General features: G+C 69.3%; 14 protein-coding genes. 9 read left to right on the top strand and 5 right to left on the bottom strand.

The window, feature by feature from the left end; genetic code table 11:
- Positions 1-78: 78 nt before the first annotated feature.
- Positions 79-918 carry an HAD family hydrolase gene (locus AC5P1C_RS03390; protein WP_493864140.1) on the top strand — a complete coding sequence of 280 codons (840 nt, stop codon included), beginning with the start codon at positions 79-81 and terminating at the stop codon, positions 916-918.
- Positions 919-1,247: 329 nt separating this feature from the next.
- On the opposite strand, the gene AC5P1C_RS03395 is transcribed toward AC5P1C_RS03390, so the two are convergent.
- Positions 1,248-2,108 (bottom strand): Fic family protein, encoded by an 861-nt coding sequence (locus tag AC5P1C_RS03395; RefSeq protein WP_493864141.1) that lies wholly within the window; start codon positions 2,106-2,108, stop codon positions 1,248-1,250.
- A gap of 100 nt (positions 2,109-2,208) precedes the next feature.
- On the opposite strand from AC5P1C_RS03395, the gene AC5P1C_RS03400 reads away from it, so the two are divergent.
- Positions 2,209-3,189 (top strand): ATP-binding protein, encoded by a 981-nt coding sequence (locus AC5P1C_RS03400; protein ID WP_493864142.1) that lies wholly within the window; start codon positions 2,209-2,211, stop codon positions 3,187-3,189.
- Here the strand turns inward: AC5P1C_RS03400 and AC5P1C_RS03405 are convergent.
- A complete protein-coding gene (locus AC5P1C_RS03405) occupies positions 3,179-4,459 on the bottom strand; it encodes a polysaccharide deacetylase family protein (protein WP_493864143.1) in 1,281 nt (426 codons plus the stop codon). The genes AC5P1C_RS03400 and AC5P1C_RS03405 overlap by 11 nt on opposite strands.
- Positions 4,460-4,792: 333 nt before the next feature.
- Here AC5P1C_RS03405 and AC5P1C_RS03410 point away from each other — a divergent pair, with 333 nt between their 5' ends.
- The 6 genes from AC5P1C_RS03410 to AC5P1C_RS03435 all read left to right on the top strand — a co-directional run bounded on the left by AC5P1C_RS03410 (position 4,793) and on the right by AC5P1C_RS03435 (position 12,739).
- A complete protein-coding gene (locus AC5P1C_RS03410; RefSeq protein ID WP_493864144.1) occupies positions 4,793-7,153 on the top strand; it encodes a bifunctional SulP family inorganic anion transporter/carbonic anhydrase in 2,361 nt (786 codons plus the stop codon).
- A 49-nt stretch (positions 7,154-7,202) separates the two neighbouring features.
- Entirely contained in the window at positions 7,203-9,206 is a 2,004-nt protein-coding gene (gene acs / locus AC5P1C_RS03415; RefSeq protein ID WP_493864145.1) for an acetate--CoA ligase, read from the top strand.
- A gap of 210 nt (positions 9,207-9,416) precedes the next feature.
- Positions 9,417-10,826, top strand: a complete 1,410-nt coding sequence (gene nhaA / locus AC5P1C_RS03420) for a Na+/H+ antiporter NhaA (RefSeq protein WP_493864146.1) — start codon at positions 9,417-9,419, stop codon at positions 10,824-10,826.
- Between the two features lie 108 nt (positions 10,827-10,934).
- On the top strand, positions 10,935-11,450 hold the full coding sequence (locus AC5P1C_RS03425; RefSeq protein ID WP_493864147.1) for a phage holin family protein: 516 nt from the start codon (positions 10,935-10,937) through the stop codon (positions 11,448-11,450).
- Positions 11,447-12,394: an alpha/beta fold hydrolase gene (locus AC5P1C_RS03430; protein ID WP_493864148.1), complete on the top strand. Its 948-nt coding sequence runs from the start codon at positions 11,447-11,449 to the stop codon at positions 12,392-12,394. The genes AC5P1C_RS03425 and AC5P1C_RS03430 overlap by 4 nt, the downstream gene beginning before the upstream one ends.
- A gap of 156 nt (positions 12,395-12,550) precedes the next feature.
- Positions 12,551-12,739 carry a hypothetical protein gene (locus AC5P1C_RS03435; protein ID WP_493864149.1) on the top strand — a complete coding sequence of 63 codons (189 nt, stop codon included), beginning with the start codon at positions 12,551-12,553 and terminating at the stop codon, positions 12,737-12,739.
- Between the two features lie 75 nt (positions 12,740-12,814).
- Here AC5P1C_RS03435 and AC5P1C_RS03440 read toward each other — a convergent pair whose 3' ends face one another.
- The 3 genes from AC5P1C_RS03440 to nth form a co-directional block, all read right to left on the bottom strand.
- On the bottom strand, positions 12,815-14,017 hold the full coding sequence (locus AC5P1C_RS03440; RefSeq protein ID WP_493864150.1) for a MarP family serine protease: 1,203 nt from the start codon (positions 14,015-14,017) through the stop codon (positions 12,815-12,817).
- Positions 14,018-14,066: 49 nt separating this feature from the next.
- On the bottom strand, positions 14,067-14,858 hold the full coding sequence (locus AC5P1C_RS03445) for an NUDIX hydrolase (protein WP_493864516.1): 792 nt from the start codon (positions 14,856-14,858) through the stop codon (positions 14,067-14,069).
- 106 nt (positions 14,859-14,964) lie between these two features.
- Positions 14,965-15,888 carry an endonuclease III gene (gene nth, locus AC5P1C_RS03450; RefSeq protein ID WP_493864151.1) on the bottom strand — a complete coding sequence of 308 codons (924 nt, stop codon included), beginning with the start codon at positions 15,886-15,888 and terminating at the stop codon, positions 14,965-14,967.
- A 311-nt stretch (positions 15,889-16,199) separates the two neighbouring features.
- Here nth and AC5P1C_RS03455 point away from each other — a divergent pair, with 311 nt between their 5' ends.
- The gene (locus AC5P1C_RS03455) at positions 16,200-16,874 is read left to right on the top strand and encodes a Crp/Fnr family transcriptional regulator (RefSeq protein ID WP_016642758.1); all 675 of its coding nucleotides are present in this window, start codon (positions 16,200-16,202) and stop codon (positions 16,872-16,874) included.
- Positions 16,875-16,941: the final 67 nt, after the last annotated feature.

Below are 16,941 nucleotides of genomic sequence, written 5' to 3' on the forward strand. Positions count from 1 at the left end.
CCGTGACTTCCATGGTGTACCCGAGAGCCTTCTCAGGCAAACCCACGCGCCTCACCTTACGCCGAATGGTGGGCGCCTATGCTCGGGCTCGTGGAAAACCACTCCTTGCCCCGCGCAGCTGCCTTCTTTGACCTGGACAAGACGGTCATTGCGAAGTCGAGCACTCTCACGTTCAGCAAGTCGTTCTACCAAGGCGGCCTGATCAACCGCAGGGCGGTACTGCGAACTGCATATGCACAGTTCGTCTTCCTCGCGGGCGGAGCCGATCACGACCAGATGGAGCGGATGCGCGAGTACCTGTCCGCGCTCTGCCGCGGATGGAACGTGCAGCAGGTCAAGGAGATCGTCGCCGAAACGCTGCACGACCTGATCGACCCGATCATCTACGACGAGGCCGCGTCCCTCATCGAGGAGCACCACACCGCAGGCCGTGACGTGGTCATCGTCTCCACATCGGGCGCCGAGGTGGTCGAGCCGATCGGTGAACTCCTGGGCGCTGACCGGGTGGTGGCCACCCGGATGGTGGTCGGCGACGACGGCTGCTTCACCGGCGAGGTGGAGTACTACGCGTACGGCCCCACCAAGGCGACGGCGATCAAGGAGCTCGCGGAGTCCGAGGGGTACGACCTCGACCGCTGCCACGCCTACAGCGACTCGGCGACCGACATCCCCATGCTCGAGTCCGTGGGGTTCCCGCACGCGGTCAACCCCGATCGCGCACTGCGCCGCGAGGCTCTCGCGCGCGGGTGGCCGATTCTCGACTTCCACCGCCCTGTCCGGCTCAAGGAACGGCGCCGGAAGCCGTCCCGGCCCGCGGTCGTCGCGGTGGCCGCGGTGAGCGCAGCGGCGGCCACCGCGGGGCTCGTGTGGTTCGTGAGTCGCCGCCGGACATCACACGCCCGATTCGCCCTTATTTGAACCTAAAAGTAAAGAAGTAGCGCCAGGACTTCCGCTTACTCCAGGACAGGAGTACAAAGGAGTCAACGGCCCGCGAGACCAAGGACATCCGAGAGGATTACCTTTAAACGCAACCAAGGCCCCACGGACCGAAGCATGAACACCGAGCACCCACGCGACGTCGACCCGTCGATTACGGGCCAGCCGCACCAGGTGACGGGCAAAGTTCCCGACCTGATGGGCAAACTTTCGAGGACGCTTGGTAACACGGTGAACATGCCAGCGGCGGTACGAGTTCTCGTACCGCCGCAACCCTGTTCAGGGCCCGATTCGCCCGTTTCGCAGGCTCCTCAGGCAGCGCCGCGCTGCATCGCCTCGCAGACCGCCGTCGACTCCCTGGCCCCCAGTTCGACCGCGCGCCCACAGTGGGCGATCCAGGCGGCCATTCCCTCCGGCGTCCCGGACGCGTAGCCGTCGAGCGCCCCCACGTACGCCGCACGACCCTGTTCCGCGTGCCCCGCCTCGGCCGGACAGACGGACTTCGGGTCGAGCCCGCTGCCCACCAGGACGATGCGCTCCGCCGCCCGCGCGACCAGGCCGTTGTGCGAGCCGAAGGGACGCAGGCTGAGCAGCTCGCCGTGCACTACGGCCGCCGTCACGAGGGCCGGCGCGGAGCCTCCCGCCCGTCCCCCACCACCCTCGACCGAGCTTCGCGCGCCTTCCATTCCGATGATCAGCCGCGAGAGACCCTCCAGGCGGCCCGCCACCTCGTCGGAGTCCGGCACATCCAGCTCGACCAGCGGCTCGTCGACCGGCTCGCCCGCGAGGCGTGGCCGCCCTGCCGCCTCATCGTTCTCCGCGGCGGCCACCAGGTGGAGGCGCGCGAGGACACGGAGCGGTGACTGCCGCCAGATCGACAGGAGTTGGCCGGCCTCCGCGGTCAGCCGCAGGGCCGCGCCGACCGTGCGGGCCTCGCCGTCGACACTGAAGTCGCTGCGTCGGCGCACCTCTTCGAGTGCCCAGTCGGCACCCGAGAGCGCCGCCGAACCGCGCGCGCCGCGCAGCGCCGCCTCGGAGGTGATCTCATTGCTGCGGCGCCTCATGATCCGGTGGCCGTAGACCCGGTCCACCGCCCTGCGCACGGAGTCCACTGAGTCGGCCACGCCGGGCAGTGCGCCCAGGGCCGCGAGCGGATCGGCTGTCGTACTCATGAGTACGACACTACGCACCCCCGCGCTCTCTCCACGAAGGAGTGGTCTTCTTCACGCCGCATCGATACGTCAGGTGATCGCCCGGCTACCCTTGGTGAACATGAAGATCGCTTTCGTAGGGAAGGGCGGCAGCGGGAAGACCACGCTGTCCTCGCTCTTCATCCGACACCTCGCCGCCACCGGAGCGCCGGTCCTCGCGGTGGACGCCGACATCAACCAGCACCTGGGTCCCGCCCTGGGCCTCGACGAGGCGGACGCCGCCGAGCTGCCCGCCATGGGGGCGCGCCTCCCCCTCATCAAGGACTACCTGCGGGGCACCAATCCGCGGATCGCCTCCGCCGACACGATGATCAAGACGACGCCGCCCGGCGCGGGTTCACGGATCCTGCGGGTGCGCGAGGACAACCCCGTGTACGACGCGTGCGCTCGGCCCGTGGAACTCGACGACGTGGCCGTGCGTTTGATGGTCACAGGGCCGTTCACCGAAGCCGACCTCGGTGTCGCCTGCTACCACTCCAAGACGGGAGCGGTGGAGCTGCTCCTGAACCACCTGGTCGATGGGCGCGACGAGTACGCGGTCGTCGACATGACCGCGGGTTCGGACTCCTTCGCGTCCGGGATGTTCACCCGCTTCGACATGACATTCCTGGTGGCCGAGCCGACCCGGAAGGGGGTCTCCGTCTATCGCCAGTACAAGGAATACGCACGGGACTTCGGCGTCGACCTCAGGGTCGTCGGCAACAAGGTGCAGGGCCAGGACGACGTCGACTTCCTGCGCGAGCAGGTGGGCGACGACCTCCTGGTGACGGTCGGACACTCGGACTGGGTGCGCGCCATGGAGAAGGGCCGTCCGCCCCGGTTCGCGTACCTGGAGGACGACAACCGCCGTTCCCTGCAAGCACTTCAGAGCGCCGTCGACACCTCGTACGAGCGCAGGGACTGGGACCGCTACACCCGCCAGATGGTCCACTTCCACCTGAAGAACGCGCAGAGCTGGGGCAACGAACGTACGGGTGCCGACCTGGCTGCCCAGGTCGACCCCGACTTCGTCCTGCGCGAACAGGCCGTTGCTACGGCTTGACCGCCGGAGCGCCCGGGACTCCCTTGGGGGCCGGTGCGGGCTGGGCGGAGAGGAATGACGCCCAGCCCTCCTTCGGGGCCGTGCCGACCGGGAGCTTGGTGAGGCGCTCCAGCGTCTTCGGGTCCTGCGCGTCGAGCCAGTCGGCGAGTTGGCGGAAGGAGACGCACCGGACCTCGCGCTTGGTGCAGACCGACTCGATCGTCTCCTCGATGGCGCGCATGTACGTGCCACCGTTCCAGGACTCGAAGTGGTTGCCGATGATCAGCGGGGCGCGGTTGCCCTTGTAGGCACGGTCGAAGCCCTGGAGCAGGCCGTCGCGCATCTGGTCGCCCCAGTACTCGTGCTTGCTCGGGTCGCCCTGCGTTGTCGTGCCGGACTGGTTCACCATGAAGTTGTAGTCCATGGTGAGCGTCTCGAACTTGCGGCCGGGCACGGGGACCAGCTGCATCGACAGGTCCCAGAGGCCTTCCTTCTTCTTCGGCCAGACCTGGTTGTTGACCCCGCTCGTGTCATAGCGGAAGCCCAGCTCGCGGGCCGCCCGCGTGAAGTTCTTCTGGCCTTCGAGACAGGGCGTGCGGGCGCCGATGAGTTCCTTGTCGTAGTCGAAGGGCAGCGGCTGCGCCTTCTTCATGCCCGTGTTCGTCTTCCAGGCCTTCACAAAGGACTTGGCCTGGTTGATCTCGCTCTTCCAGTCGGCGACCGACCACTCGCCCACGCCGCGTCCCGCGCCGCAGAAGTGGCCGTTGAAGTGGGTGCCGACCTCGTTGCCCTCGAACCAGGCGCCGCGGAGCTGCTCCACGGTGTCCTCGATTCCCTTGCGGTCGTTGAAGCCGATGTCCGAGCTGCCGGCCAGGTGCTGCGGCGGGTCGTAGAGCTTCCGCTTCGACTCCGGGAGCATGTACACGCCGCTGAGGAAGTACGTCATCGTGGCGTTGTTGCGCTTGGCCACCTTGCGGAAGTGCGAGAAGAGCTTCTGGCTGTCCTCGCCGGCACCGTCCCAGGAGAAGACCACGAACTGGGGTGGTTTCTGACCGGGTCTCAGTCGCTCGGGCTCGGCCAGCTTCGGCTGCCGTCCGGTGAAGGCGGTGGAGCCGTCACCGATCATGCGGACAGCGCTCTTGGGGGCCGGGGCGGGGGATGCCTTCTTGGCGCCGTGCGCGCCCTTCTTGGCGCCGGTGTCGCCGCTCGAGCAACCGGCCAGTACGGCGACGCATGCCACGAGGGCGGTGATGCCCGCGGCGATCCGGTGGATCCTCTGGGTGGCGGCCATCTTCCGCCCACCTTCTTCCTTCAGTCGGCTTCGGGTCGGCATTAGGGCGTAATTGCCCGGAAATGCCCGACAGCGCCGCCAACGTCGCACGGAGGCATGAGTCAGAGGTTCCGACAAGCCGATGAATAGCCTTATTCACCCTCCGGGGTGATCTAGTGCCCCATTTGCCTGGCTTGTCTATCCGTTGTCTTTACTCTCCATTACGATTCGTTTACCGAGAGTTGAGAATCCCGCCGCTGCAACGCCGTGACCCACGGCCGCGACCCGCCCTCCGGCCACCACCGGAGGACCCCATGTCCCGCGACCGCGCTGCCCCGGAGGAGACGGGAAAACATGTCTGCCTGCGTCCCCACCCATGCCACTGACTCGGCCCACGCATCACGCGCCCACGAGCCCCACGCGCCCCCGCCCGGCAAGTTCCGCAAGTTCCGTAAGTTCCGCATCGCCGGCGCGGACGTCTCCGCGTCGATCGCCGTCTTCTTGATCGCCCTGCCGCTCTCCCTGGGCATCGCGCTCGCCACCGGGGCCCCGCTCCAGGCGGGCCTCGTCGCCGCCGCCGTCGGCGGCCTGGTCGCCGGATGGATCGGCGGATCGCCCCTCCAGGTCAGCGGCCCCGCCGCAGGGCTCACGGTCGTCACCGCCGACCTCATCCACCAGTACGGCTGGCGCACCACCTGCGCCATCACCGTCCTCGCCGGATTCGCCCAACTCGGCCTCGGCTGCCTGCGCGTGGCCCGCTCGGCGCTCGCCGTCAGCCCCGCCGTCGTGCACGGCATGCTGGCCGGCATCGGCGTCGCCATCGCCGTCGCCCAGCTGCACATCGTGCTCGGCGGCACCCCGCAGAGCGCCGTGCTCGACAACCTCCGTGCGCTGCCCGCCCAGTTGGCGAAGCTGCATCCGGCCGCGCTGTCGATCAGCGTGCTGACCTTGGCGCTGCTGCTGCTCTGGCCACGGATCCCCGGCCGCGCGGGGAAAGCCGCCCGCGTCGTGCCCGCCCCCCTCGTCTCGGTCGCCGTGGCGACCGCTGTCGCCGCGCTCGCCGGACTGAACGTGGCCAAGGTCGACCTGCCGTCGTGGAGCAGTCACGCGCTGGTGGGCCTGCCTGAGGGGCCCGTGCTCGGGCTCGTCGCCGCCGTCCTCACGATCACGCTCGTCTGCAGTGTGCAGTCACTGCTCGGCGCCGTCGCCGTGGACAAGCTCGTCTCCGGGCGGCGCGAGGCCACCGTCGGCAACCGCTCCGACCTCAACCGCGAACTGCTCGGCCAGGGCGCAGCCAACGCCGTGTCCGGCGTGCTCGGCGGTCTTCCCGTCGCCGGGGTCGCGGTGCGCAGCTCGGCCAATGTGCGGGCCGGTGCCGTCAGCCGGAACTCCACGATGCTGCACGGCGTTTGGGTAGTAGTAGCCGCCCTGCTGCTGGTCCCCCTGCTCGAGCTGATCCCGCTCGCCGCGCTCGCCGCCCTCGTGATGGCGGTCGGCATCCAGATGGTGAGCCTGAATCACATCCGCACCATCACCCGCCACCGCGAAATCCTCGTGTACGCGACCACCACGCTCGGTGTCGTCTTCCTCGGTGTGCTCGAAGGCGTGGCCATCGGTGTCGCCGTCGCCGTGGCCGTGGCGCTGCACCGCCTCGCCCGCACCCGGATCACCCACACCGAGGAGGACGGGATCCACCACGTGCGAGTGCGAGGGCAGTTGACCTTCCTCGCCGTGCCGCGCCTCAGCCGGGCGCTGCACCTCGTCCCGCAAGGGGCCGCCACCATCGTCGAGTTGGACGGATCATTCATGGATCACGCGGCGTACGAAGCGCTGCAGTGCTGGCAGGACGCGCACACCGCGCAGGGCGGCACCGTCGAGGTGACCGGACGCGCGGGGACGCGGATCGCCGAGCCCGCGAGCGCGTCACACTCCTGCTGCCGCCCCTGGACGGCCTGGCGCAACCACCACTGCGACCGGCCCCAGGAGGCCCCGCGGGGCGAGGGGCGGCGCAGCGGGCATCAACTGGCAAGCGGCATCAGCGCGTTCCAGCGGAACACCGCGCCGCATGTGCGGGGCGAGCTGGCCCGGCTCGCGCGCGAGGGGCAGCAGCCCTCGCAGCTCTTCCTGACCTGTGCCGACTCCCGGCTCGTCACCTCGATGATCACGTCGAGCGGCCCCGGCGACCTCTTCGTCGTACGCAATGTCGGCAATCTGGTGCCGCTGCCGGGCGCCGAGAGCGGGGACGACTCGGTGGCCGCGGCGATCGAGTACGCGGTGGACGTCCTGAAGGTGCGGTCCATCACCATCTGCGGGCACTCCGGGTGCGGCGCGATGCAGGCGCTGCTCAACACCCCGCCCGGGGGGGCCCAGACGCCCCTGAAGCGGTGGCTGCGCCACGGCTCGCCGAGCCTCGAACGGATGGCGGCGCACAAGGAGGAGAGCTGGGCCCGGCTCGCGGGGCGGGCGCCCGCCGACGCGGTCGAGCAGCTCTGCCTGACGAACGTGGTGCAGCAGTTGGAGCACCTGCGCGGCCACGAATCCGTGGCGCGGCGCCTGGCCGAGGGCTCCCTGGAACTGCATGGGATGTACTTCCATGTCGGCGAGGCGCAGGCGTATCTGCTGACCGAGAGTCCGGACGACGTATTCGACCAGGTGACGCCCTCGCCGCACGAGGGATCACCGCGCGAGGAGCCGCCCGCCCGAGTAAAGGTCTAAACCAATTTTCGGCAGGCTCTTGTCACCAGGGGTTCGCGTCTGATGAGCTGTGGCTTTGGACACAACGGACACCCTGGGAATGGGAGATGTCGTGAGCAACGAAAGCCTGGCCAACCTTCTTCATGAAGAGCGAAGGTTCGCGCCGCCGGCCGACCTGGCGGCCAACGCCAACGTCACCGCGGAGGCGTACGAACAGGCCAAGGCTGACCGGCTCGGCTTCTGGGCCGAGCAGGCCCGCCGGCTGACCTGGGCCACCGAACCGACCGAGACGCTCGACTGGTCGAACCCGCCGTTCGCGAAGTGGTTCGCCGACGGCAAGCTCAACGTCGCGTACAACTGCGTCGACCGCCACGTCGAGGCGGGCCACGGCGACCGCGTGGCGATCCACTTCGAGGGTGAGCCCGGCGACAGCCGGGCCATCACCTATGCCGAGCTCAAGGACGAGGTCAGCCGGGCCGCCAACGCCCTGACCGAACTGGGAGTCCAGCAGGGCGACCGCGTCGCCGTCTATCTGCCGATGATCCCCGAGGCCGTCGTGTCGATGCTGGCCTGCGCCCGCATCGGCGCCGCGCACTCCGTGGTCTTCGGCGGCTTCTCCGCCGACGCCATCGCCACCCGCGTGAAGGACGCCGACGCCAAGGTCGTCATCACCTCGGACGGCGGCTATCGCAGGGGCAAGCCCGCCGCCCTGAAGCCCGCCGTCGACGACGCCGTCTCGCGCGAGGGCAGCTCCGTCGAGCACGTCCTCGTCGTGCGCCGCACCGGCCAGGACGTGGCGTGGACCGAGGGCCGCGACGTGTGGTGGCACGAGCTCACCGAGCGCCAGTCCGCCGAGCACGCGCCGCAGGCCTTCGACGCGGAGAACCCGCTCTTCATCCTCTACACGTCGGGCACGACGGGTAAGCCGAAGGGCATCCTGCACACGTCCGGCGGATACCTCACGCAGGCCGCGTACACCCACCACGCCGTCTTCGACCTCAAGCCGGAGACCGACGTCTACTGGTGCACGGCCGACATCGGCTGGGTCACCGGGCACTCGTACATCACGTACGGCCCGCTGGCGAACGGCGCGACGCAGGTCATGTACGAGGGCACGCCCGACACCCCGCACCAGGGGCGCTTCTGGGAGATCGTCCAGAAGTACGGCGTCACGATCCTCTACACGGCGCCGACGGCGATTCGTACGTTCATGAAGTGGGGCGACGACATCCCCGCGAAGTTCGACCTCAGCAGCCTGCGGGTCCTCGGGTCGGTCGGTGAGCCGATCAACCCCGAGGCGTGGATGTGGTACCGGAAGAACATCGGCGCCGACAAGTGCCCCATCGTGGACACCTGGTGGCAGACCGAGACCGGCGCGATGATGATCTCGCCGCTGCCGGGCGTGACCGAGACCAAGCCGGGCAGTGCCCAGCGCGCGCTGCCGGGCATCGCCGCGACCGTCGTCGACGACGAGGCCCGCGAAGTGCCGGACGGCGGTGGCGGCTACCTCGTCCTCACCGAGCCGTGGCCCTCGATGCTGCGGACCATCTGGGGCGACGACCAGCGGTTCCTCGACACGTACTGGTCGCGCTTCGAGGGCAAGTACTTCGCCGGTGACGGCGCCAAGAAGGACGAGGACGGCGACATCTGGCTCCTCGGCCGCGTGGACGACGTGATGCTCGTGTCCGGGCACAACATCTCCACCACCGAGGTCGAGTCGGCGCTCGTCTCGCACCCTTCGGTCGCCGAGGCGGCAGTCGTGGGCGCGGCGGACGAGACCACCGGGCAGGCCATCGTCGCGTTCGTGATCCTGCGGGGCACGGCGAACGCCGACGACGAGGGCCTCGTGGCGGACCTGCGCAACCACGTGGGCACGACGCTCGGCCCGATCGCCAAGCCGAAGCGGATCCTTCCGGTGGCCGAGCTGCCCAAGACGCGCTCCGGGAAGATCATGCGGCGCCTCCTTCGGGACGTCGCCGAGAACCGCGAGCTGGGTGACGTCACCACGCTCACGGACTCCTCCGTGATGGATCTGATCCAGACCAGGCTGCCGGCGGCGCCCAGCGAGGACTAGTCAGACCCACAGCTGAGAGGGGCATCCGGCACCGCGCCGGGTGCCCCTCTTGCGCATAAAGTGACGATCGCCGGATAGGTCCGGTCGCATGTTAGGTACGCTAAGGACCGCGTCAACATCGCGACAAGAAGAATCAAGAAGAACCTAGGTGCGCCGGGAAGTCTGGTCGGCAAGTGTTTTGTCCTGCCTACCGACCGGAGGTCGACCCCCGTGGCCGCGCCCGCACCCAGCAACGCACCCCGCAACAACCGCAAGGTCCTCGGACGGCTCTCACTGCCCGAGCGGAACTTCGTCGCGAACGCGCTGCGTGCCGAGACCGTCGGCGGTGTCCTCCTCCTCGTCGCCGCCGTCACCGCGCTGATCTGGGCGAACACCGCAGGCGGCTCGTACGAGTCAGTGAGCGGCTTCCACATCGGGCCCGCCTCCCTCGGCCTCGACCTCTCCATCCAGCACTGGGCGGCCGACGGGCTGCTCGCCGTCTTCTTCTTCGTCGCAGGCATCGAACTCAAGCGTGAACTCGTCGCGGGCGACCTGCGCGACCCGAAGGCCGCCGCACTGCCCGTCGTCGCCGCGCTCTGCGGCATGGCCGCGCCCGCGCTCGTGTACGTCCTGGTCAACACCGTCGGCGGCGGCTCCATGGCGGGCTGGGCGGTGCCGACCGCCACGGACATCGCCTTCGCGCTGGCCGTCCTCGCGGTCATCGGGACCTCGCTGCCGTCCGCGCTGCGCGCCTTCCTGCTCACGCTCGCCGTCGTCGACGACCTCTTCGCGATCCTGATCATCGCGGTCTTCTTCACCAGCGACCTCAACTTCGCGGCGCTCGGCGGCGCGGTCCTGGGCCTCGCGGTCTTCTGGCTGCTGCTCCGCAAGGGCGTACGTGGCTGGTACATCTACGTTCCGCTGGCCCTGGCCATCTGGGGCCTGATGTACAACAGCGGCATCCACGCCACGATCGCCGGTGTCGCGATGGGCCTGATGCTGCGCTGCACCCGCCGCGAGGGCGAGGAGCACTCGCCCGGCGAGCACATCGAGCACCTGGTGCGCCCCCTCTCCGCGGGACTCGCCGTACCGCTGTTCGCGCTGTTCAGCGCCGGTGTCGCGGTGTCGGGCGGGGCCCTCGGTGACGTGTTCAGCCAGCCGGAGACGCTCGGTGTCGTGTTCGGCCTCGTGGTCGGCAAGGCGGTCGGCATCTTCGGCGGTACCTGGCTCGCCGCCCGCTTCACCAAGGCAGAACTCAACGACGAGCTCGCCTGGCCGGACGTGTTCGCCGTCGCCTCGCTGGCCGGCATCGGCTTCACCGTCTCGCTCCTGATCGGCGAACTCGCCTTCACCGAGGACCCGCTGCTCACCGACGAGATCAAGGCAGCCGTCCTGATGGGCTCCCTCATCGCGGCCGTGCTCTCGGGGATCCTGCTCAAGATGCGCAACGCCCGCTACCGCGCGCTGTACGAGCACGAGGAGCGCGACGACGACCTCGACGGCATCCCGGACGTGTACGAACAGGACAAGCCCGAGTACCACCTGCGGATGGCCGCGATCTATGAGAAGAAGGCGGCCGAGCACCGCAGGCTTGCCGAAGTGTCGGCCGGGGCACGCGCAGATGACGATGGTCCGGCATGATCTGAGCAGACTTGACTGCGCAGACTGAGCTGGGCGGTCGTATCTGAACAGACGTATGCGAGCAGACCTACGCAGACCCACGCAGACTTACGGAGAAGGGGAGAAGCGATGAGCACACCCGACGGGCCCGTCGGCACCGAACGCAGCCTCGGCCAGCTGGTCTCCACGGCCACCAGCGAGATGTCCGCGCTGGTGCACGACGAGATCGCGCTGGCCAAGGCGCAGCTGCGACAGGACGTCAAGCGGGGTGCCGTCGGCGGTGGCGCGTTCGCCGCCGCGGGCGCGGTGCTGCTCTTCTCGCTGCCGATGCTGAGCTTCGCCCTGGCGTACGGCATCCGTACCTGGAGCGGCTGGAACATGGCGATCTGCTTCGTGCTCTCCTTCGCGGCGAACGTGCTGGTCGCCGGGGTGCTCGCACTGATCGGCGTTGTCTTCGCGAAGAAGGCCAAGAAGGGCAAGGGGCCGCAGAAGGCCGCCGCTTCGGCCAAGGAGACGGCTGCCGTACTGCAGAACGTCAAGCCGCATCCGCGTGCGGTGAGCCCCGCGGCCACGTTGCCCCCCATGGGTGCCAGCCTCGACCGTGGCGGTGAGAAGGCTGCGGCTGTGGCACGCTCGTCTTCATGACGGACCCCGCCCAGCCTGTCCCCCAGTCGGCCCAACCCGCGTCGCTCGTACGCATCGAAGGCCCCTGGACCCACCGGGACGTCGCCGCGAACGGCGCGCGCTTCCACATCGCCGAGATGGGTGACGGGCCGCTCGTGCTGCTGCTGCACGGCTTCCCGCAGTTCTGGTGGACCTGGCGGCACCAGATGGTGGCGCTCGCCGACGCGGGGTTCCGTGCGGTCGCGATGGACCTGCGGGGCGTGGGCGGCAGCGACCGCACGCCCCGCGGTTACGACCCGGCCAACCTCGCGCTCGACATCACCGGCGTCGTGCGGTCACTCGGGGAACCGGACGCCGCGCTCGTCGGGCACGACCTGGGCGGGTACCTCGCGTGGACGGCTGCCGTGATGCGGCCCAAGCTGGTGCGCCGCCTCGCCGTCTCCTCGATGCCGCATCCGCGGCGCTGGCGCTCGGCGATGCTGTCGGACCGCAGGCAGACCGCCGCGAGTTCGTACGTGTGGGGCTTCCAGCGGCCGTGGGTGCCCGAGCGCCAACTCACCGCGGACGACGGAGCTCTGGTGGGGCGTCTGGTACGCGACTGGTCGGGGCCGCGGCTGCCGGACGACGAGTCGGTGGAGACGTACCGCCGTGCCATGACGATCCCCTCGACGGCGCACTGTTCGATCGAGCCGTACCGCTGGATGGTGCGGTCGATGGCCCGTCCGGACGGCATCCAGTTCAACCGGCGCATGAAGCGCCCCGTGCGGGTTCCCACGCTGCATCTGCACGGCTCCCTGGACCCGGTGATGCGCACGCGCAGCGCCGCGGGCTCCGGCGAGTACGTCGAAGCGCCTTACCGGTGGCGGCTGTTCGACGGTCTGGGGCACTTCCCTCAGGAGGAGGACCCTGTCGCTTTCTCGACGGAGCTGGTGAACTGGCTGAAGGATCCCGAGCCGGACCGGTAGGCCGCGCGGAGCGCTGGTTCACTCCCGTCACGGTTCACTCCCGCCCCACGGGCCGGGGGAACACCTGTTCCTCGAACGGCCAATTGCCTCCCGCATAGGCCAATTGGGGCCCCTGCGCGCGATTACCGACCTTGGGGCACGGGCACACGTCGGGGTATGGGCTGGACGCACGACTACAGTGACGCAGCACGCAACCGCCGCTCGGCCACAGCGCTGAACAGCCGTGGGAGGGGCGGTCCCCATGATCCGGGCCATGACGGCCCCGCTCAAGGCATCGGTATTCCCCGCATCCTGCGCCGCAGGGCCCGTTGGGTCTCGGCGCGGCTCAGGCATACGCGCGACTGATCCGCCCGCTCCCCCGACCGAGAGCCGCTCCCCGGCTTCGGCCGCTCCACGGCTACAGCCGGCTGCGCCCCGGCTCTAGAGCGCGCAGCCCTCGCTGTCGACCTCTTGGTTGGCGGTGCGGCCCGCCTTGATGTCCTCGCGGACCTCGTCGGCGGTCAGTGCGTAGCCGGTGTCCGGGTCGTCCAGTGACTTCGCGAAGACCACGCCGTAGACCTTGCCGTCGGACGTGAGCAGCGGGCCACCGGAGTTGCCCTGCCGGACGGTCGCGTAGAGCGAGTACACATCGCGGCGCACGGTGCCCCGGTGGTAGATGTCCGGGCCGTTGGCGGTGATGCGCCCGCGCACGCGCGCGGGGCGGACGTCGTACGGACCGTTCTCCGGGAAGCCCGCGACGATCGCGTTGTCACCGCTGACCGCGTCCTTGGACGTGAACTGCAGCGCGGGCGCGTCGAGGGTCGGCACGTCCAGTACGGCGATGTCCCGCTCCCAGTCGTAGAGCACGACCTTCGCGTCGTACGTCCTGCCGTCTCCGCCTATCTGGACCGTCGGCTCGTCCACGCCGCCGACCACGTGCGCGTTGGTCATCACGCGGCGGTCGTCGAAGACGAAGCCGGTGCCTTCGAGGACCTTGCCGCAACCGCGGGCCTCGCCCTGCACCTTCACGATGGAGCGCTTGGCCTTCGCGGCGACCGCGCTCTTGGCGAGCTTGGGGTCGGGGGCCTGGACCTCGGTGATGGGCTCGTTCGAGAACGGGCTGAAGACCTGCGGGAAGCCGTTGCGCGCGAGGACCGAGGAGAAGTCCGCGAACCAGGTGTCGGCCTGGTTGGGCAGCGTGCGCGAGACGCCGAGCAGGATCTTGGAGTTGCGTACTTCCTTGCCGACCGTCGGCAGCGTCGTACCCGCGAGGGCGGAGCCGATCAGCCAGGCGACGAGGAGCATCGCCACTACGTTGACGAGCGCGCCGCCCGTGGCGTCCAGGGCGCGCGCGGGCTGCCAAGTGATGTACCGGCGGAGCTTGTTGCCCAGGTGCGTGGTGAAGGCCTGGCCGATGGAGGCACAGACGATCACGATGACCACGGCGACGACGGCGGCCGTCGTGCTCACCGCTCCCTCGTCGTCCGTGAGGGCGGCCCAGATGACGGGCAGCAGGTACACCGCGACGAGTCCGCCGCCCAGGAAACCGATCACCGACAGGATGCCGACGACGAATCCCTGGCGGTAGCCGACGACCGCGAACCACACGGCGGCGACCACCAAAAGGATGTCCAGCACGTTCACCGATTCAATCCTCGCCTCGCATAGCGGTCGCCACGACCCCGCAACCTTGTCATGCGCGCCAGTCGAGCGGCACCTGCTTGGTGCGGTCCCAGGGGCGCTCCCAGCCGGCGAAGTGCAGGATCCTGTCGATCACTCCGGCCGTAAAACCCCAGACCAGAGCGGATTCGACGAGGAAGGCCGGGCCTCGGTGGCCGCTCGGATGAACCGTCGTCGCTCGGTTGTCGGGATCCGTGAGATCGGACACGGGGACCGTGAAGACCCGGGCCGTCTCGGCCGGATCGACGACGCCGACGGGGGTGGGCGAGCGCCACCAGCCGAGGACCGGGGTCACCACGAAGTCACTCACCGGGATGAAGAGCTTGGGCAGCACGCCGAAGAGCTGGACGCCGCCGGGGTCGAGCCCGGTCTCCTCCTCGGCCTCGCGCAGGGCGGCGCGCAGAGGGCCGTCCGTCAGCGGATCGCCGTCCTCGGGGTCGAGGGAGCCGCCGGGGAAGGAGGGCTGTCCCGCGTGCGAGCGGAGGTTCCCCGAGCGCTCCATCAGGAGCAGCTCGGGGCCGCGGTCGCCCTCTCCGAAGAGGATCAGTACGGCGGACTGGCGTCCGGAGCCGCTCTCCGGGGGCAGGAAGCGGCTGAGCTGGGTCGGCTGGATCGTGCCGGCGGCGCGGACGACGGGATCCAGCCAGCCGGGGAGGCCTTCGGCGCTGAGGCGTACGTGTCCGTTCGGGCCGCCCGTCAGGCGCCCGCCGGGGTCGCCCGTACGGCCGAGTCCCTGGTCGATTCCCTGGCCGAGTCCCTCGTCGGAGCCTCGGCCGGGGCCCTGGAAGTCGTTCCCGTCGCTCATATACGTATCGCTCGTGTCGGTCGTCTCGCTCGTGTCGCTCGCGTGCGTCATCTGCACCCCCGTCCAACTGTGGACAACGCCTGCGGACCCTCGGTTGGTTCCTCGCTCATGCGGCGCCCAGCGGGGGCGCCGGCTTCCCCGGGTAGTCCGGCGGGGGCTTCAGGCGCTGGCCCGGCAGTCCGCCCATCTCGTACTTCAGGAGCTTCTTCGCCTTCTCCGGGTCGGTCTCGCCCTCCCCGTACGACGGGCAGAGATCGGCGATCGGGCAGGCGCCGCAGGCAGGCTTGCGGGAGTGGCAGATCCGGCGGCCGTGGAAGATCACGCGGTGCGAGAGCATCGTCCACTCGCTCTTCGGGAAGAGGTCGGCGACGACGGCCTCGACCTTCACCGGGTCGGTCTCCTCGGTCCACTTCCAGCGGCGGACGAGCCGCCCGAAGTGGGTGTCCACGGTGATTCCGGGGACCCCGAAGGCGTTCCCCAGCACGACGAACGCCGTCTTGCGGCCCACGCCGGGCAGCTTGACCAGGTCCTCTATGCGGCTGGGGACCTCGCCGCCGTGGTTGTCCCGCAGGGCGGTGGCGAGGCCCATGATCGACTTCGTCTTCGCCCGGAAGAACCCGGTCGGCCGGATCAACTCCTCGACCTCTTCCGGGTTGGCGGCGGCGAGGTCCTCCGGGGTCGGGTACGCGGCGAAGAGGCGCGGAGTCGTCTGGTTCACCCGCAGGTCGGTGGTCTGCGCGGAGAGGACCGTGGCGATGAGCAGCTCGAAGGGGTTCTCGAAGTCCAACTCGGGGTGGGCGTACGAGTACACCTCCGCGAGCTCGCGGTTGATGCGGCGGGCCCGGCGGACGAGGGCCGTGCGGGACTCGGGCTTCGCCTGGGCCTTGGGTTTCGGCTTGGGTTTGGGCTCGGCTTCGGCCACGGCGGCCTTTTTGGCCGCAGTGGCCTTCTTCGCCGGGACCGTCTTCCTGGCCGGGGTGGATTTCGCCGCGCCCGCGGTGGCCTGATTCTTCTCCGGAGCCTTGCTCACCGGTGGCACCCTTGTCCCTTTTGTCGCATTCTCTGACTCGGTGGAAGCCTGTTCGCCCACAGCGGAATCCGAACGAGCTGATACGTTCTCAGCCCGTCTGGCCTGTGCTCTCACCGGCTTTTTGGACACCCGGCCAGCCTAGAGCCCGACACTGACATCCGCCCTGGACCCCATGGATCGGCCCCCAATTGGCCCCCTCCCGCACAGCATGCGACGCCAGTGCGGCAGACTTGTGACTGATCACACTGTTTGGACCGTCCGGCAAACTGGGGAGCACGGTCCCCTGATGCAGGTCGACAAGGAGAGAACTCGTGGACGACGTTCTGCGGCGCGCCCCGCTCTTCGCGGCGCTCGATGACGAGCAGGCCGCGGAGCTCCGCGCCTCCATGAGTGAGGTGACGCTCGCGCGCGGGGATGCGCTTTTCCATGAGGGCGACCCCGGAGACCGCCTTTATGTGGTCACCGAGGGCAAGGTGAAGCTTCACCGCACCTCACCCGACGGCCGCGAGAACATGCTCGCGGTGCTCGGCCCCGGCGAGCTCATCGGTGAGCTCTCGCTGTTCGACCCCGGGCCGCGTACGGCCACCGCCTCGGCTCTGACCGAGGTGAAGCTGCTCGGCCTCGGCCACGGCGACCTCCAGCCGTGGCTCAATGCCCGCCCCGAGGTGGCCGCGGCTCTGCTGCGCGCCGTCGCCCGGCGGCTGCGCAAGACCAACGACCAGATGTCCGACCTGGTCTTCTCGGACGTACCCGGGCGTGTGGCCCGCGCCCTTCTCGACCTGTCGCGCCGCTTCGGCGTGCAGTCCGAAGAGGGCATCCACGTCGTGCACGACCTCACGCAGGAAGAGCTGGCCCAACTCGTCGGCGCCTCCCGCGAGACGGTCAACAAGGCTCTGGCGGACTTCGCAGGGCGCGGCTGGCTCCGGCTGGAGGCTCGCGCGGTGATTCTGCTGGACGTGGAGCGGTTGGCTAAGCGGTCGCGCTGACTCGGTTTCGCTGACGCGGTTTCGTACGCGGATGGGTCCCGCCTCGTTTTGAGGCGGGACCCATCCG

Source organism: Streptomyces sp. A18 (assembly GCF_059026065.1).